This window comes from Bradyrhizobium huanghuaihaiense (genome assembly GCF_025200885.1).
Classification (GTDB): domain Bacteria; phylum Pseudomonadota; class Alphaproteobacteria; order Rhizobiales; family Xanthobacteraceae; genus Bradyrhizobium; species Bradyrhizobium huanghuaihaiense.
On record NZ_CP104172.1, the window covers coordinates 2636267 to 2651428 of the forward strand.

The window sequence follows — 15162 nt, forward strand, 5'->3', positions numbered from 1 at the left end:
TTCCGCCTTCGATTTCCAGCGGGGGCTACTTTCTTCATAGAATTCCAGACGAGCGCCCGCGCGGGGAATTGCCCTCGGCGGGCGAGTTCGTTTGGGGGCTCGGCGATGTCCACAGGCCGTCAGCCCTTTATCAGGGCGTCATCCACCGGCTCATCCTCCAGCTGTCCCGCGGTTATCCACCGCCTTTTCCTCACGATGTCCGGATCGGGCTCCCCGCCTGACCACAGACATCTCGACAGTCTGTCCACAGCCCATCCACAGCCCTATCCACGGCTTCCGAACAGCGCGCGGTGGTCCCGCAGGATCACGCGCGCGGCATTGTGGCCGGGGGCGCCGGTGACGCCGCCGCCGGGGTGGGCGCCGGAGCCGCAGTGATAGAGGCCCTTCAGCGGCCCGCGATAATCGGCATGGCCCAGCATCGGCCGCGCCGAGAACAGCTGGTTCAGCGTCAGCGCGCCGTGGAAGATGTCGCCGCCTAACAGGCCGAACTGCCGTTCGAGATCGAGCGGGGAGAGGATCTGGCGGCCGAGCACGCTCGACGCAAAACCCGGCGCGTAAGCATCCACCGTCGCGATCATGAGATCGGCGACCTCGTCACGATGATCGTCCCACGATTTTCCGTCGGGAAGCTCCGGCGCGACGTGCTGGCAGAACAGGCTTGCGACATGCTTGCCGGCGGGCGCGAGCGTGTCGTCGAGCGTCGAGGGGATCAGCATCTCGACGACAGGCTGTCGGCTCCAGCCCTGCGCGCGTGCATCGAGATAGGCGCGGTCCATGTAGGGAAGGCTCGGCGCGAGGATGATGCCGGAGGTGAGGTGATCCCCCTCGCCAGGCAGCGCCGTGAAGGAGGGCAGGCGGTCCAGCGCCACGTTCATGCGGAAGGTGCCAGAGCCGTTCTTCCAGTGCCGGATGCGGGCGAGGAAGTCCTGCGGCAGCGCGTCGGCCGCGATCAGTCGCGTATAGAGCAGCTTTGGATTGACGTTGGCCGCGACATATTTCGCGCGGATCGTCTCGCCGTTCTCCAGCACCACGCCAACGGCGCGGTCGCGCTCGACGATCACCTCGCGCACGCCCGCATCGGTGTCGATCGCGACGCCGCGATCCCTGGCGGCACGCGCCATCGCCTGCGTGATGGCGCCCATGCCGCCGATGGCGTGGCCCCAGACGCCCTTCTTGCCGTTCACCTCGCCGAAGGCGTGATGCAGCATCACATAGGCCGAGCCGGCAGCGTAGGGGCTGGCGTAATTGCCGACGATGGCGTCGAAGCCGAACAGCGCCTTGACCAGATCGTGCTCGAACCGTTCGTCCAGCATCTCGCCGGCCGAGCGCGTGAACAGGTCGAGCAGGCTGCGGCTTTGCTCCAGCGTCAGGCCGCGCAGGATGTTGGCGCTCTGCAATGCGTTCATGGCCTCGCGGATCGCGTTCGTGCCAAAGCCGTCGAGCAGGTTCGGCGGCGCGCGCAGCACGAATTGCCGGAGCACGTCGGCGATGTCCTCCAACTCGCGCGAGAAGCCGTCGAGCGCCTCCGCATCGCGCGCGTTGAGTCGCGCCACCGACGCTTTGGTCCGCCCCTCGCCGGTGAGGAGATAGCTGCCGTCGGGCGCGGGCAGGAAATTCTGCGCGCGCCGTTCGACCACCCGCAGGCCGTGCTCGGCGAGCTTGAGGTCAGCGATCACCTGCGGATTGAGCAGGCTCACCGTGTAGGCCGCGACCGAATTGCGAAAGCCGGGGTGAAACTCCTCCGTGACGGCTGCGCCGCCGACCACCTTGCGCCGTTCGACCACGCGCACGCGCAGGCCCGCCCCCGCGAGATAGGCCGCGCAGGTGAGGCCGTTATGGCCAGCGCCGATGATGACAACGTCGGTTTCGGTCATGAGAGATTCGAGTTGTTCTGCCTACCGTCATTCCGGGGCGCGCGAAGCGCGAACCCGGAATCTCGAGGTTCCGGGTTCGATGCTTCGCATCGCCCCGGAACGACCCTGTAATATCAAGCATTCCTTGCTGCAACATCACGAGCCCCTTTATTGCCCGTTCAGGCGCCTTGTGCTCCATTGCGCGCGGTCCGGCGCCCGCCGGGGTTTGAGCCGGAGCTTTCATGGATTCGATCGTGCAACCCGCCGCCACGGAGCAGGCTTCGTCGTCGCGCAACCGGCTGCTGCTGACGGTCTACACCGCCGCGATCTTCGTCAGCGCGCTGCTGCTGTTCTCGGTGCAGCCGCTGTTCACGAAGATGGTGCTGCCGCGGCTCGGCGGCTCGCCGGCGGTGTGGTCGGTGGCCATGGTGTTCTTCCAGTCGCTGTTGCTGGCCGGCTATGCCTATGCGCATCTCTTGATGCAGGCGAGGAACCGCATCGTTCCGGTCGCGGTGCATCTGGTGCTGCTCATCGCAGCCTTCGCCACGCTGCCGCTCGGCATTGCGTCGGCCTATGGCGAGCCGCCGGCGTCGGGCTACGCGTTCTGGCTGCTCGGCCTGTTCGTGGTCTCGATCGGCCTGCCGTTCTTCGCGCTGGCCGCCAACAATCCGCTGCTGCAGGCCTGGTTCGTCCGCACCGGCCATCCGGCCGGGCACGATCCCTATTTCCTCTATGCCTCCTCCAACATCGGCAGCTTCCTGGCGCTGCTGTCCTATCCGTTCCTGCTGGAGCCGATGTTCACGCTTCACACGCAGAACCGCTTCTGGACCGCCGGCTATGGTCTGCTGATTCTCTTGATCGGCGCCTGCGGCGTGCTGTTGTTGCGCTCGCCGAAGCTGGCGGTCGCCGATGCGCGAAGCGAGGGCGTCAATGCGCCGGCACCAAGCCTGGTGACGCGGCTGCGCTGGATCTTCCTCGCCGCGGTGCCGTCGGGCCTGCTCATCGCGGTCACCGCGCACATCTCGACCGACGTCGCGGCGGCGCCGCTGCTCTGGGTTCTGCCGCTGTCGCTGTACCTGCTCACCTGGGTGGTCGTGTTCCAGTCGCGGCCGCTGCTGCCGCACAAATGGATGCTGATGCTCCAGCCGGTCGCGATCGCGGGCGTGGTCTTCCTGCTGGCGTTCGGGGGTGAGCAGAATCTGCTGCTGACGCTCGGCGGTCATCAATTGTGCTTCTTCGTCATCGCCATGGCCTGTCATGGCGAACTGGCGCGGACCCGGCCGGCCGCCAAATATCTCACGGGCTTCTATGTCGCGCTGTCGTTCGGCGGCATGGTCGGCGGCCTCTTTGCGGGCCTCGTTGCTCCCTTCACCTTCTCGTGGATCGCCGAATATCCGATCCTGATCGCGCTCGCCGCGCTGTGCCGACCGTCCGCGAACGAGCGTCTTGCCGGCATTGTCAAATGGTACTGGCTGGCGCTCGCCGCCCTCGCGGTGGCACTCATCGCGCCGTCCACGACCACCGGCAATCTCTCGACCTGGTTCGAAGATCACCGCGTCTGGGTCGCCGGCTCGGTCGGCGTGCTCGCCGCGCTGCTGACCCTGGCGCTCAATGCCGGGCGCTGGAAGATCTTTGCCACTGTGGCCCTGGCGCTGGCGTTGATCCGGATCTATCCGGCAGACGAGGGCCGCGTCACCACGGTGCGCAGCTTCTTCGGCGTGCACAAGATCGTGGAGACGCCCGGCGGCTATTTCCACGTGCTGATGCACGGCACCACCATTCACGGCGCCGAGCGCTTCCGCAACAATGACGGCACGCCGGTCACCGGCCGGCCCGAGCCGATCACCTATTATCACAAGGACGGCGGCATCGGTCAGGCCGTCACCGCGATCCGGGAGCGCAAGGGGGCGCCGCTCAAGGTCGCCGCGATCGGCGTCGGATCGGGCACGCTCGCCTGCGCCGCCGAGCGAGGGGAGGACTGGAAATTCTTCGAGATCGACCAGTCGATGGTGGATGCTGCGCGTGATCCCAAAAACTTCCGCTACATCTCGAGCTGCCTGCCGGACCTGAAGCCTGTCATCGGCGATGCGCGTCTCACCTTCGCCAAGGAGGCCGACGGCGCCTACGATCTCATCATCGTCGATGCCTATTCATCCGATGCGATCCCGATCCATCTCGCCACCGAAGAGGCGATGAAGATCTACAAGGACAAGCTCGCGCCGCATGGCGCGGTGGTGATGCACGTCTCCAACCGCCACCTCGATCTCGAGACCGTCGTGGTCGGCATCGCCGACGCCAACGATCTCAAGAGCTGGGTCTTCAACGAGGATTCGGGCCGCGATTCCGACTACATCTTCTCGACCGACGTCGTCATCTCCGCGCGCGAGGAGGAAGATGTCGGCAAGCTCGCCGCCTCCAAATCGTGGGAGCAGACCGAGGCCGACGACAGGGTGCGGGTCTGGACCGATGATTATTCCAACATCCTGGGCGCGCTGTACCGGCGCTTGAGGGACGGGGAGTAGTCTTCGCGCTACGAGCGGTCTCGTGCCCCGGACGCAGTGCAGCGCTTCTTCAGCGCTGCGCTGCAGAGCCGGGGCCCACAACTCTGGGTCCCGGCTCTGCGCCGCACCGCTGCGCGCTGCGTCGCGTCCGGGACACGACATCGAAGCTTACGGCTCCACCGGCGTCCCCGCCGGCAAGGCAATTCCCTTCTCGCCGGCGACCTGCCGCAACAGGTCCGGATTGTCCGAGATGATCCCGTCGACGCCGATCTCGATCATCCGCACCATGTCTTCCCGCTTGTTGACCGTCCAGACCACGACGCGCAATCCGAGCGCATGGGCTTCAGTGACCAGCGCCGCGGTCACGTCGCCGAAATAGGGCGACCAGATCGCCCCGCCCGCAGCCTTGATCGTTCGCGGCAACGAGCCGCCGTGGTCGGCCGGGTTGAAATCCGCGGTCCAGTTGGTGGCCTTGTCGAGCGCCACCGTCTGGCCGGAGCCGCGCTGGAGCGTCAGGTACACCGTTGGAATGGTCGGCGCCTGCTGCTGGACGAGCTGCAGGGTCCGCCAGTCGAACGACTGGATCATGACGCGGTCGGAGAATTTTTCGGCGTCGATCAGCCGGAGCAGCGCAGTGACGAAACCTTGCGGATCGAGGGATTCGTCCGGACGGTTCGGATCGATCTTGGTCTCGATATTGAAACGCACATTGGCGTTGCCCGACTTGCGCACCAGCGCGAACAATTGCTTCAGCGTGGGGATGCGGGCCCCCGGCACGGCGCGCTGCTCGGGGAATTGCTTCGCGTAAGAACTGTCTGGCCGGATCTGGCCGACGTCGTACGTCCTGACGTCGTCGAGCCGCAGCCTGACGAAGGGCGTGCCGGGCGCGGCCACATAGACGCCGCTCGCATCCCGTGCGATATCGGGGTTGAGTCCGCGTTCATGCGAGATGACGACCTCGCCATCGGCGGTGACGCCGACGTCGAGCTCCAGCGTGTCGACGCCCATCGACAGCGCGTTGGCGAAGGCGGGCAGGGTGTTCTCCGGCAGCAGCGCCCGCCCGCCGCGATGCGCCTCGAGATCAAAGGCCATAGCTTTTCCTGCAATGGCTTGTCCCGCTGCAAGAACAGAGAGCACGGTCAGGATTGTCGTGGCACGTGACGGCATCAAGATTCACAGCGCTCGTGAAAACAGGAGCTTATGAAATCTTTGCGCGTTTCGTCCAGCCTTGCGGTTGACGGCGGCCGTGGAAGGCGGAAACTGCGCCTCAAAAAACAGAGTTCAGGGAGCCACTCACATGCGGCTTGTCTTCATCGCAACAATGGCGGTTCTCATGGTCGGGCAGGCGGCAGCCAGGGATGTGCTTTCGGGTGCGAGCCTCTATGAAGATGTGTCGCGCTATGCCTCCTTCGGCCTGCACCGCTTCGGCTCGCCCGGCGATCGCGCGACCGCCGACTGGATCGCCGGGGAGATGAAGCAGGCGGGTTTCGATGTCAGCTTCCAGCCCGTCGTACTCGGCCGGCAATATGTCGTCGAGCAGGCCAGGGCCGAGGCCGCCGGCACCGCTGTCGAGGCGACGCCATTCTGGTGGCCGCCGGAGGACCGCGCGAGCTTCCACCTGTCCGCGCCCCTCGCACGCGCCGGCGACGTTGCCGGCAAGATCCTGTGGCTCGATCTGCCGTTTGATCGCGGCGCCTATCTGGGGCCCACCCATCGCGCCGCGATCAGTGAAGCGGCGGCGAAGAAGCCGGCGGCGATCCTTTTGATGATCGGCAATCCCGCCGACGACCGCTTCGCCTACAACGTCACGCAGGAGGATGCGCCCTGGCCGGTGCCGGTGATCGTGGTCGGCGCGACGTCGCGCGCGGCGTTCGAGCGCGCGCTCGCTGCGGGCGCGCCTGTCACCGTCGACGTTAAGGGCTATTACGAGCGCGATGTCGCCGGCCGGAACGTGATTGCAGAGATCGGGGCCGGCCGTGGCCGGACCATCGTCGTCTCGACGCCGATGACAGGCTGGTACACCTGCGTCTGCGAGCGCGGCCCCGGCATCGCCAACTTCCTCGCGCTGGCGCGCACCGTCGCCGCCGAGAAATGGCCCGCGCATTTCGTCTTCATCGCCACTGCCGGACACGAGATCGGACATGGCGGGATGGAGCTGTTCCTGAAGCACGGCGCGCCGGCGCCGAAGGACACGCTGGCGTGGATTCATTTCGGCTCGTCGAACGCTTGTTACGCCCTTGCGGAAGGAGTCCGCACCGAGCGGCCCGAGGAGGAGCGTTATCTGGTGCTGAGCAAATCCGCGGTCGGGCTGACCGACGAGGCTTTTGCAAAAGTCGCGGCAAAACGTCTGGTGACGGAGAAGCAGGCGGTCGGCGAGCTCCGCGACGTGCACGCGGCGGGCTACGCCAATTTCCTCGGCATGGCCGGCCGCCATCGCACCTTCCACACGCCGTCGGATGATCTCACGGCGACCGGGCCCGAGATCCTCGAGCCCGTCGCGCGGGCCTTCGTCGATGCGGCACGAAAGATCGTCGAACGCGGCGACGCCGCGTTCAAATAATAGCATCAGTTCTGGTAGTAATAATTGCGCGGCTGATAATACTGGCGGGGCTGCTGCTGCTGATAATAGTAGCCCTGTTGGCCATAGCCCTGGTCGTAGGTCGGCTGCGGCAGTTGCTGATAGGCCTGCGTGCCATAGGGGCGCGTGATCGGGCGCGGCGCCGGATAACGCGCGCCGGTGTCGCTGCCGTCGGCCGGATAGATGTAATTGTCGTCCTGCGGCATGTAGCGGCGCGCGGACTGCTGCGGCGGCGTCAGGTTCACGGGATCGCCGGTGGTCGCATACTGCTCTTCGGCAGGCTGCTGCGGAGCGCGGGCCACTGCAGTGTTGGTGCGACCGCGCGGATTGCGCGCGAGCGCCACCTGCGCCGAGCCGGTCAGCGTCACCGTGGTGTTGAGCACGCCCTGCTGCTGCACCAGCGCATAGAGCGTCGATGCGTTCTGGCGCGACAGCCGCACGCAGCCATGTGACGCCGGCGAACCGAGCCGGCCGACCGAATCCGTGCCGTGGATGGCGTGCCCGACCTTGGTGAAGAAGATCGCGTGCGGCATCGGCGCGTCGTCGAATTCCTTGGAGTAGTGATCCTCTTCCATGCGGAAGGCGCGGAAGGCGCCGCCCGGCGTCTCGCGCGAAGGGATGCCGGTCGACACCGGCCAGCGGTAGCGCGCGACGCCGTCGACGGCGACGGTCATCTGCTGATTGTCCTTGTCGACGGTGATCTCGACCTTGGCCTGCGCGGTGCCCGCGCTCAAAAGCATCAGAGAGGTGAAAGCAATAAAGAACGAACGCATCTGACTTCTGGCCTCCGGCCTGTTCACGCTAGAGCATGATCCGGAAAAGTGTGTAGCGGTTTTCCGAAAAGATCATGCTCAAACAATAACACCGCGGCTCTCCGTCCCCCGGCATGCAATATGCCCGCAATCCGGCTTCCGTTCCAGCGGCCCGCCCGCCCATCGTTAACGTGATGTCTGATGTAAGCAAGGCCGCTTTGTGCCGTGCGGCCAGCGGCGATGCTGACATTTTCGCGAGTGGACATGCGTTCACATCGCCGACAATTCGTCACAAAGGCGCAACCATTTGGCCGCGCGGTGCGTTGATGATGGCCTGCCGATTGGTGGCTTTCGCCGCCGTTTACTCTGTACTTCCCTGGGACTGAAGATGAACAAAGCCCGCGTCAACGCCGCCGTCCTGCCGGCCGGCTTTCCCGTCCGCCTGCTGTTCGCAGCCGCCGCCATCCTGCTTGCACTGCTGTCGTTGCCTCGAGCTGGTCATGCTCAAGGGATCGTGCGCGGCGCCCAGGAAGGGTCCTATGAAGGTAACCGGATCGCCGGTCCCGTGGGAGGCGTGGTAGGTGGCGCGGTCGGCGCCGGTGTCGGCGGCGCCGTCGGTGCGGTGGAGGGTGTATTCGGCATTCCTCACCGCCACTATCGCCACCGCTGTCACGGGTACTACGACGGTTACCACCGCTTCCATTGCTATCGGTGAAGACTTCCGTAGCCCGGATGGAGCGAAGCGAAATCCGGGGCCGCTGGAGCCTGACATGACGCCGGTCCCGGATTACGCTGACGCTCCATCCGGGCTACGGGACAGCCATCAATTCTTCAGCCGATATCCGGTGCGGAAAATCCACCAGATCACCGCCAGGCAAATCACCAGGAACGCCACCGTCATTCCCATACTGACGGATACGCTGACGTCGGCGATCTCGTAAAAGCTCCAGCGGAAGCCGGAGATCAGATAGACGACCGGGTTGAGCAGCGCGACCGTGCGCCAGCCCGCCGGCAGCATGTCGATGGAGTAGAAGCTGCCGCCGAGGAAGGTCAGCGGCGTCACCACCAGCATCGGGATCATCTGCAGCTTCTCGAAGCCGTCGGCCCAGATGCCGATGATGAAGCCGAACAGGCTGAACGTCACGGCCGTCAGCACCAGGAAAGTCAGCATCCAGATCGGATGATGGATGTGCAGCGGCACGAACAGGCCGGCGGTTGCGAGGATGATCAGGCCCAGGATGATCGACTTGGTCGCGGCGGCGCCGACATAGCCGAGCACGATCTCGAAGTACGAAATCGGCGCCGACAGGATCTCGTAGATCGTGCCGGTGAATTTCGGGAAGTAGATGCCGAACGAGGCATTCGCAATGCTCTGCGTCAGCACGGAGAGCATGATCAGGCCCGGCACGATGAAGGTGCCGTAGCTGACGCCCTCGACCTGGCTGATGCGCGAGCCGATCGCCGCGCTGAACACCACGAAATAGAGCGAGGTCGAAACCACCGGCGAGACGATGCTTTGCAGCAGCGTGCGCCAGGTGCGTGCCATTTCGAACAGGTAGATGGCGCGGATGGCGCGGTGATTCATGACGTCCTCACGAGGTCGACGAAGATGTCCTCGAGCGACGACTGCGTCGTGTCGAGATCGTTGAAGCGGATGCCGGCGGTGCGGAGGTCGCTGAGCAGGCTGGTGATGCCGGTGCGCTCGCCCTTGGTGTCGTAGTCGTAGACCAGCGTAGCGCCATTGTCGCAGAGGTCGAGCTCGTAGTGCGCGAGACTTTCCGGCAGCGAGGTGACCTTGCCCTGCAAGTGCACCGTCAGCCGCTTCTTGCCGAGCTTCTGCATCAAGGTCGCCTTGTCCTCGACCAGCACGATCTCGCCCTTGTTGATGACGCCGATGCGGTCGGCCATCTCCTCGGCTTCCTCGATGTAGTGCGTGGTGAGGATGATGGTGACGCCGGACTGCTGCAGCGTGCGCACGACTTCCCACATGCCCTTGCGTAGCTCGACGTCGACGCCGGCGGTGGGCTCGTCCAGGAACAGGACCTGCGGCTCGTGCGACAGCGCTTTCGCGATCATCACGCGGCGCTTCATGCCGCCGGAGAGCGTGATGATCTTGTTGTCCTTCTTGTCCCAGAGCGAGAGGTCCTTCAGCACCTTCTCGATGTGATCGGGGTTCCTCGGCTTGCCGAACAGGCCGCGAGAGAAGCTCACCGTCGCCCACACGCTCTCGAAGGCGTCGGTGTGCAATTCCTGCGGCACGAGGCCGATCAGTGAGCGCGCCTTGCGGTAGGAGGTCTGGATGTTCTCGCCGCCGACGAGGACCTTGCCTTCGCTCGGGTTGGCGATGCCGCAGATGATCGAGATCAGCGTGGTCTTGCCGGCGCCGTTCGGCCCGAGCAGCGCAAAGATCTCGCCGCGCTTGATGTCGAGATTGACGTTCTTGAGCGCCTTGAAGCCGGACCCATAGGTCTTCGACAGATTGGCGACGGAGATGATGGAGGACATGATAGCCGGCAGGGTGGGAAGGGAGGCTGGAACCGGCCCGGGAGGGCGGTCAGCGGAGCCCTGAGATAGGAATGCCCTTGCCCGGTCGCAATTGGCTGGGGAAAAATGGTCTCAAAACAGGCCCTTCGGTGGCAGGTTCCGGGCTAGTGTTGCGCAACCGCAACGGGCTGTGGCTAAGATTGCCGTTCACGCGGCTCTTTGTTGCGTCTGCGAGCAGGCCGTGGCTACGATTCCAGCCAATCGCGAAGCGTATTGTCCCCAGGGAAAACATCGATGAGACCGAACGGCCGTCACACCGCCGGCGCCAGCCAATTGTCCGCCCTCCGTGTGTGGGCGATGGGCCTGCTCCTGCTGTCAGCTGTTGCCATCAGCCCGACCACCGCCAAGGCCGCGCCGACCCAGGCTGCGGCCCAGACGACGCATGTCTACCTGCTGCGCGGCGTGCTCAACATCTTCTCGCTCGGGCTCGACACGATCGGTGCCCGGCTCCAGGCGCAGGGCGTCCCGGTGACCGTTGCCAACTTCGTGTCCTGGTCCTCGCTCGCCGATGAAGCCGCGACCGCCTACAAGGCCGGCCGCATCAAGACCATCATCCTGGTCGGCCATTCCTCCGGCGCGACCGCGCTGCCTGATATGATCGCCAAGCTCAACCAGCTCGGCGTGCCCGTGAAGCTCGCGATCGGCCTCGATTCCGTGTTCAAGACCAAGCTCTCGACCGGCGCCGAGCGCTACATCAACATCTATATCGGCGACGGTCCCGGCGAGCCGGTGCGGGCCGCAGCGGGTCTGCGCGGCAAGCTCGACAATGTCGACGTGCGCGGCACCGGCGTCGGCCACATCTCGATCGACAAGAACGAGGCGATCCAGCGCCGCGTCATCGCCGAGATCGACGCCGCGATCATGCGCTCGCGCGCTCCGGCTGCTCCCGTCGCCGAACCCGGCGCGCCGCGGTCCGCGCGCGCCGCCGCGGCAACAGCTCCGGCGAGGAACTGATACACGCGCATGCCCGGGTCGTGCGAGGCCGCCTAGGCGGCCGTCACACGCACCGGCATGCTCTCCAGCCCGCGCAGGGAATTGTTGAGCCTGCGTTTCGGTTCAGCCGTGAGCTCGATCGTCCTCACGCGCCTTGCAAGCTCGCCGAAGATCAATTCGCCTTCCAGACGCGCGATCATCTGGCCGACGCAGGCGTGGATGCCGGCGCCGAAGCCAACATGCCCGGTTGCGACCCGCTCGACGTCGAAGCGATCGGGTCCATCCCACCGCGCGGGATCGCGGTTGGCGGAGGCCATGAACAGCAGCACCTTGCGGTGGGCGGGGATCACGCCGCCTGCGATCTCGACGTCGCGCGAGGTGGTACGAAAGAACGTCTGCACCGGTGAATCGTAGCGCAGACCTTCCTCGAACGCGTTGCGCGCCAGTTCCGGCTTGTGGTGGAGCTTGCGGTATTCATCCGGATGCGTGGCGAGCGCGAGCAGGGTATTGCCGATGCCGTTGACGGTGGTGTCGATCCCGGCGGTGAGGAACGGCCGCACCAGATGCGTCGCCTCGTGCTCGGTGATCTCGCCCTCGTCGGCGGCCTGGTAGATCATCATGCCGAGACTGTCGGGCCGTAGCGCATCTCGCGCACAGCATTCCATGATCCAGCTCTGGGCGGCGAGACCCTCTTTCCGTGAAGCCGCGAGTATCTCGTTCTCCGGGCCGAAGCTGTTGAACACGAACGTACTCCAGGCCAGGAGCTTCTCGCGGCCGTCGGGCCGGATGCCGATCGCATCCGGAAACACCTTCATCGGATAGGCCTCGGCGAGATCGGTCACGGCATCGAACGTGCCTTTGTCGATCAGCTCCGTGACCTTCTTCTCGGCCTCCTGCTGAAACGTCTCGCGCAGCTTCCTTGCGACGCCCGGCGACAGCGTGCGGCCGAGCACCCGGCGGCCCTTGTCGTGATCGGGCGGATCGATCTGGAGCGTCAGCGGTCTTGGCAGCGCCGGATTCATGCCGTGGAGCCCGACGCCTTCGCCGCTGATGAACGCCTTCCAGTCCTTCAGCGCCGGCTCGACCTCGGCATAGCCGGCCATCGCCCACACGCCATAACGCTCCAATTCGAACACGGGCCCATGCGCGCGCAGCGCCTGATAGGCAGGATAGGGATCCATCAGGAAGTCGGGCGCAAACGGGTCGACCGGGCTGGATGCATTGCCGCTCATGGTCAGCTCCGCCTCTATTGCTTGCTAAGCGGGCACTGGCCTTCGCTCTCGGCGCGGAATGCGTCCTCGCCCTTGATGGTGGAGACGACCTTCAGCAGATCCCAGGCCGACGTCGATTCCTCCGGTGCCTTGACCTGGAGCAAATAGAGCGGGTGGATCTTGCGGCCGTCCTTGCGGATGTAGCCCTTGCCGAACAGCGGATCGTCGGTCGGCATCTCCTTCATCGCGGCGACGACGGCCCTGCCGTCCCTGCCGCTGCCGACCTTGTCGACCGCCTTGAGGTAGTGGATGACCGAGGCATAGACGCCGGCCTGCATGTCGTTCGGGTAGGCCTTCGACGGAATGCGCTCGGTGAAGCGCTTTGCGAACGCACGTGTGCCGTCGTTCAGATCCCAGTAGAACGGATTCATGATCTGCGCGCCTTGCGCAAATTTCAGGCCGAGCGCGGGAAGGCCGTTCATGCCCAGGATCAATCCGACCAGCTTGTGGTCCCGGGTCAGGCCGAACTCGGCGGCCTGCTTCATCGAGGTGATGGTGTCGTCGCCGGCATTGGCGAAGCCGACGACATTCGCGCCCGATGCCTGGGCCTGGAGCAGGAAGGAGGCGTAGTCGGCCGTTCCCAGCGGATGCCGCACGCTGCCGAGCACCTCGCCGCCGGATGCTTTCACGGCCTCCGCGGCCTGCTTCTCCAGATCATGACCGAAAGCGTAGTCGGCGGTGATGAAGAACCACTTCTTGCCGCCCTGCTGCACGATCGCCTTGCCGAGGCCGCGGCCATAGGCATAGGTGTCGTAGGTCCAGTGCACGGTGTTCGGCGTGCACTTCTCGCCGGTCAGCAGCACCGTGCCGGCGCCCGATCCGACGAACACCTTGTTCTTCTCGGCGCTCATGCCGGCCACCGCGAGCGCGATCGACGAGTTCGGGATGTCGAAGATCGCATCGACGCTCTCGTTCTCGTACCAGCGCCGGGCGATGCCGATTCCGATGTCGGTCTTGTTCTGATGGTCGGCCGCGACGACCTCGACCGGCTTGCCGGCGGCCTTCCCGCCGTAATCCTCGACCGCCATCTTGGCGGCGACGACCGAGCCGATGCCCTGATAGCTCGCGAACGGCCCCGACTGGTCGTTGAGGATGCCGATCTTCACCACGTCCTGCGCGAACGCCGGTGCCGTGGTCAGCATTGCGGCCAACATGCACAATTTATGCAGGAATTTGCTGTTCATTGTGTCCCTCCCATAGGCGGTCTTGGTGCCGCTGAATAATAGTTATATTTTATAGCTATTTTTGAGAGTGTCAATTCGCCCCCGCCTTGGATTGCAAATCATGAGCTCGAAGACCCCGAAAGCCGGAGCCAAATCTGCTGAGCAGCAGGAGAAAACGCTGGATCTGAGTGCGCTTCAGCGGACGCCCGGCTTCATGCTGCGCCTCGCGCAGCTGAAGTTCTTCGAAGGCTTCTACGAGGAGTTCGCCGCATTGGGCCTGACGCCGGCAACCTATGCGATCTTCGCCGTCATCCGTGACAATCCCGGCGTGCCGCCGAGCAGCCTCGCCAGCCTGCTGCGGCTGCGGCTGCCGAACCTGATCAAGATCCTGAACGAGCTTGAATCGTCCGGCTTCATCAAGCGCAACCGCTCCAAGGCGGACCGCCGTGCGGTCGAGCTCATGCTGACGCCAAAGGGCGCAAAGCTCATTGCCGAGGGGGCAAGGCTGACGGAGCCCTATAACCGGAAGATGCTGGCGCCGCTGAGCGAGTCCGAGCAGCGCACACTGCTCGACCTCTTGAACCGGATGCTGCCGCTTTAGGCCGGCGCGCGATGTGGCGATCGACGATCGCCACAGCTCACGTCACTTCAGGAACGCGCGAATGCTGTCCGCGATCTCCTTCGCATGCGTCTCAAGCGCAAAATGGCCGGTGTCGAAGAACTGCACGACCGCATTGGGATTGTCGCGCTTGAACGCTTCGGCGCCGGGCGGAATGAAGAACGGATCGTTCTTGCCCCAGACCGCCAGGAACGGCGGCTTGTGCTTGCGGAAATAGTCCTGGAATGACGGATAGAGCGCGACGTTGCTCTTGTAGTCACCGAACAAATCGAGCTGCACGTCATCGGAGCCCGGACGCGCCAGATAGAAATTGTCGAGGTTCTGGCCGTCCGGCGACACTGTCGTCGGATCGGGAACGCCATGGGTGTACTGCCAGCGCGTCGCCTCCGGCGTGAGGAAGGCGCGCAGCGCCTCGCGGTTGGCGGGCGAGGGATCCTGCCAATAGGCCTTGATCGGAGTCCAGCCGTCGCTGAGGCCGTCTTCATAGGCGTTGCCGTTCTGCGAGATGATCGCGGTGATCCGCTCGGGGTGACGCAGCGCGAGCCGGAAGCCGGTCGGCGCACCGTAGTCGAAGACGTAGATCGCGAAGCGGTCGAAGCCGATCACTTCGGTGAAGCGCTCGATCACCTGCGCGACGTTGTCAAAGGTGTAGCGGAAGCTTTCGCGCGCCGGCATGTCGGACTGACCGAAGCCGGGAAGGTCCGGTGCGGCGATGTGGAATTTGTCGGCGAGCAACGGGATCAGGTCGCGGAACATGTGGCCGGCGCTCGGGAAGCCATGCAGCAGCAGCAGCTTCGGCGCGCCTCGAGAGCCGGCCTCGCGATAGAACACCTTGAAGCCATCGACGTCGGCGGTGCGATAGGCGGTCGGGGGCATGGCCATCTCCATTTTGTTGGATGTAACCTGTTAAAATCCTATTTACAGGTTACGTAGCTAGCGAGTAACTTG

13 protein-coding genes are annotated in these 15162 nt (G+C 64.8%); 5 read left to right on the forward strand and 8 right to left on the reverse strand.

Annotated elements, in window-relative coordinates; all coding sequences use genetic code 11:
• Window positions 1–263 precede the first annotated feature (263 nt).
• Window positions 264–1874, reverse strand: a complete 1611-nt coding sequence (locus tag N2603_RS12480) for a phytoene desaturase family protein (RefSeq protein WP_260388992.1) — start codon at window positions 1872–1874, stop codon at window positions 264–266.
• 221 nt (window positions 1875–2095) lie between these two features.
• On the opposite strand from N2603_RS12480, the gene N2603_RS12485 reads away from it, so the two are divergent.
• A complete protein-coding gene (locus N2603_RS12485) occupies window positions 2096–4375 on the forward strand; it encodes a fused MFS/spermidine synthase (protein WP_260388993.1) in 2280 nt (759 codons plus the stop codon).
• Window positions 4376–4522: 147 nt separating this feature from the next.
• On the opposite strand, the gene N2603_RS12490 is transcribed toward N2603_RS12485, so the two are convergent.
• On the reverse strand, window positions 4523–5521 hold the full coding sequence (locus tag N2603_RS12490; RefSeq protein WP_260388994.1) for a glycerophosphodiester phosphodiesterase: 999 nt from the start codon (window positions 5519–5521) through the stop codon (window positions 4523–4525).
• A gap of 130 nt (window positions 5522–5651) precedes the next feature.
• Here N2603_RS12490 and N2603_RS12495 point away from each other — a divergent pair, with 130 nt between their 5' ends.
• The gene (locus N2603_RS12495) at window positions 5652–6914 is read left to right on the forward strand and encodes a hypothetical protein (RefSeq protein ID WP_260388995.1); all 1263 of its coding nucleotides are present in this window, start codon (window positions 5652–5654) and stop codon (window positions 6912–6914) included.
• A 5-nt stretch (window positions 6915–6919) separates the two neighbouring features.
• Here the strand turns inward: N2603_RS12495 and N2603_RS12500 are convergent, their stop codons facing one another.
• Window positions 6920–7705, reverse strand: coding sequence for a L,D-transpeptidase (locus N2603_RS12500; RefSeq protein WP_260388997.1), 786 nt, complete (start codon window positions 7703–7705; stop codon window positions 6920–6922).
• Between the two features lie 367 nt (window positions 7706–8072).
• Here N2603_RS12500 and N2603_RS12505 point away from each other — a divergent pair, with 367 nt between their 5' ends.
• Window positions 8073–8399: a hypothetical protein gene (locus tag N2603_RS12505; protein WP_260388998.1), complete on the forward strand. Its 327-nt coding sequence runs from the start codon at window positions 8073–8075 to the stop codon at window positions 8397–8399.
• 108 nt (window positions 8400–8507) lie between these two features.
• On the opposite strand, the gene N2603_RS12510 is transcribed toward N2603_RS12505, so the two are convergent.
• Together N2603_RS12510 and N2603_RS12515 are read right to left on the reverse strand one after the other, a co-directional pair.
• Complete coding sequence (locus tag N2603_RS12510) at window positions 8508–9269, reverse strand: ABC transporter permease (protein WP_260388999.1); 762 nt, start codon at window positions 9267–9269, stop codon at window positions 8508–8510.
• Entirely contained in the window at window positions 9266–10189 is a 924-nt protein-coding gene (locus N2603_RS12515; RefSeq protein WP_260389000.1) for an ABC transporter ATP-binding protein, read from the reverse strand. Before N2603_RS12515 ends, N2603_RS12510 begins: the two co-directional genes overlap by 4 nt.
• A 273-nt stretch (window positions 10190–10462) precedes the next feature.
• Between N2603_RS12515 and N2603_RS12520 the strand changes: the two genes are divergently transcribed.
• Window positions 10463–11182, forward strand: a complete 720-nt coding sequence (locus tag N2603_RS12520; protein WP_260389001.1) for a hypothetical protein — start codon at window positions 10463–10465, stop codon at window positions 11180–11182.
• 32 nt (window positions 11183–11214) lie between these two features.
• Here N2603_RS12520 and N2603_RS12525 read toward each other — a convergent pair whose 3' ends face one another.
• Both N2603_RS12525 and N2603_RS12530 read right to left on the reverse strand, forming a co-directional pair.
• Window positions 11215–12393 carry a cytochrome P450 gene (locus N2603_RS12525; RefSeq protein ID WP_260389002.1) on the reverse strand — a complete coding sequence of 393 codons (1179 nt, stop codon included), beginning with the start codon at window positions 12391–12393 and terminating at the stop codon, window positions 11215–11217.
• Window positions 12394–12407: 14 nt separating this feature from the next.
• Window positions 12408–13616, reverse strand: coding sequence for an ABC transporter substrate-binding protein (locus tag N2603_RS12530; protein ID WP_260389003.1), 1209 nt, complete (start codon window positions 13614–13616; stop codon window positions 12408–12410).
• A gap of 100 nt (window positions 13617–13716) precedes the next feature.
• Here N2603_RS12530 and N2603_RS12535 point away from each other — a divergent pair, with 100 nt between their 5' ends.
• Window positions 13717–14196, forward strand: a complete 480-nt coding sequence (locus tag N2603_RS12535; protein ID WP_260389004.1) for a MarR family winged helix-turn-helix transcriptional regulator — start codon at window positions 13717–13719, stop codon at window positions 14194–14196.
• Between the two features lie 42 nt (window positions 14197–14238).
• Here the strand turns inward: N2603_RS12535 and N2603_RS12540 are convergent, their stop codons facing one another.
• Complete coding sequence (locus N2603_RS12540) at window positions 14239–15090, reverse strand: alpha/beta fold hydrolase (RefSeq protein WP_260389005.1); 852 nt, start codon at window positions 15088–15090, stop codon at window positions 14239–14241.
• Window positions 15091–15162 lie beyond the last annotated feature (72 nt).

Coding starts and splice junctions, on each gene's coding strand:
- N2603_RS12480 (WP_260388992.1), bottom strand. CDS start 1,874: ATGACCGAAACCGACGTTGTCATCATCGGCGCTGGCCATAACGGCCTC.
- N2603_RS12485 (WP_260388993.1), top strand. CDS start 2,096: ATGGATTCGATCGTGCAACCCGCCGCCACGGAGCAGGCTTCGTCGTCG.
- N2603_RS12490 (WP_260388994.1), bottom strand. CDS start 5,521: ATGCCGTCACGTGCCACGACAATCCTGACCGTGCTCTCTGTTCTTGCA.
- N2603_RS12495 (WP_260388995.1), top strand. CDS start 5,652: ATGCGGCTTGTCTTCATCGCAACAATGGCGGTTCTCATGGTCGGGCAG.
- N2603_RS12500 (WP_260388997.1), bottom strand. CDS start 7,705: ATGCGTTCGTTCTTTATTGCTTTCACCTCTCTGATGCTTTTGAGCGCG.
- N2603_RS12505 (WP_260388998.1), top strand. CDS start 8,073: ATGAACAAAGCCCGCGTCAACGCCGCCGTCCTGCCGGCCGGCTTTCCC.
- N2603_RS12510 (WP_260388999.1), bottom strand. CDS start 9,269: ATGAATCACCGCGCCATCCGCGCCATCTACCTGTTCGAAATGGCACGC.
- N2603_RS12515 (WP_260389000.1), bottom strand. CDS start 10,189: ATGTCCTCCATCATCTCCGTCGCCAATCTGTCGAAGACCTATGGGTCC.
- N2603_RS12520 (WP_260389001.1), top strand. CDS start 10,463: ATGAGACCGAACGGCCGTCACACCGCCGGCGCCAGCCAATTGTCCGCC.
- N2603_RS12525 (WP_260389002.1), bottom strand. CDS start 12,393: ATGAGCGGCAATGCATCCAGCCCGGTCGACCCGTTTGCGCCCGACTTC.
- N2603_RS12530 (WP_260389003.1), bottom strand. CDS start 13,616: ATGAACAGCAAATTCCTGCATAAATTGTGCATGTTGGCCGCAATGCTG.
- N2603_RS12535 (WP_260389004.1), top strand. CDS start 13,717: ATGAGCTCGAAGACCCCGAAAGCCGGAGCCAAATCTGCTGAGCAGCAG.
- N2603_RS12540 (WP_260389005.1), bottom strand. CDS start 15,090: ATGCCCCCGACCGCCTATCGCACCGCCGACGTCGATGGCTTCAAGGTG.